Annotated in this window: 1 protein-coding gene and 1 other RNA gene; one reads left to right on the forward strand and one right to left on the reverse strand. The window is 63.0% G+C overall.

Annotation, left to right across the window (positions count from 1 at the left end; genetic code table 11):
- Positions 1–409: RNase P RNA component class A (rnpB, locus tag ABT116_RS50780), an RNA gene on the reverse strand; the annotation flags it as partial.
- Between the two features lie 66 nt (positions 410–475).
- Between rnpB and ABT116_RS50785 the strand changes: the two genes are divergently transcribed.
- Positions 476–991, forward strand: a complete 516-nt coding sequence (locus ABT116_RS50785; RefSeq protein WP_351648763.1) for a DUF1697 domain-containing protein — start codon at positions 476–478, stop codon at positions 989–991.
- Positions 992–1001 lie beyond the last annotated feature (10 nt).

The following is a 1001-nucleotide window of genomic DNA, read 5'->3' on the forward strand; positions in this document are numbered from 1 at the left end:
AGTCGGCGTGTAAGCCGGATCCTGTCCTGCGGCACCGAAGTGCCGAGTGGCGACCATCCATCTGGGCACACCGTCGCCGGGTGCCTCGAGCGGTTCACCCGCAGGCTCGGGCGAGCAGCCCTCGAACACCTGCGCAGCCGCACCGCGAGCGATGCGACCTTCAACCTTGCTCCGGGCGGGGTTTACCTAGCCACCCCGGTCACCCGAGGTGCTGGTGCGCTCTTACCGCACCGTTTCACCCTTACCTGCCTCGAAAGGCAGGCGGTCTGTTTTCTGTGGCACTGTCCCGCGAGTTGCCTCGGGTTGCCGTTAACAACCGCCCTGCTCTGTGGAGTCCGGACTTTCCTCGGCCCCAGGCCTGTGCGTGGTACACGCTGGTTCCAGAAGCCGCGGCCGCCCGGCCAACTCGTCCGCCCCCGTATGCTACCGGGCGCCTGTCGGTGGTCGGCACTATGGTCACCTTATGACTCGGTACGTGGCCCTGCTACGCGGTATCAACGTGGGCGGCATCAACATCAAGATGGCGGACCTGGCGAGAGTCTTCGGTGACCTCGGATTCCAAGGGGTGAAAACCGTCCTGGCCTCCGGCAACGTTCTGTTCGACAGTCCGAGCACCGACATCCCGTCGTTGAAGAAACAGATCGAATCCGCCCTTGCCCGCGAGTTCGGCTACGAGGCTTGGGTATTCGTCCTCGACATTCCGACACTGCAAGCGATCGTGGACAACTACCCGTTCGAGCGCGAACGCGAGGGTTGGCATGCTTACGCGATGGTTGCCTCCGAGCCTGAAATCCACGAGGAATTGAGCGCTGCGGCAGCGCAACTCGATGCCTCGGTCGAACGCGTGGTGGCCGGCGACGGAGTCCTGTACTGGGAGGTCGAGAAGGGGCAGACCGTCAAGAGCGCGTTCGGCAGGAACACCGGAAAACCGAACTTCAAGGCCTTCACCACAACCCGAAATCTGAACACGCTCTACAAACTGCTCAAATGACGCTCGCCCC

Origin of the sequence: Streptomyces sp. NPDC002130 (assembly GCF_040296465.1) — a bacterium.
Lineage (GTDB): Bacteria > Actinomycetota > Actinomycetes > Streptomycetales > Streptomycetaceae > Streptomyces.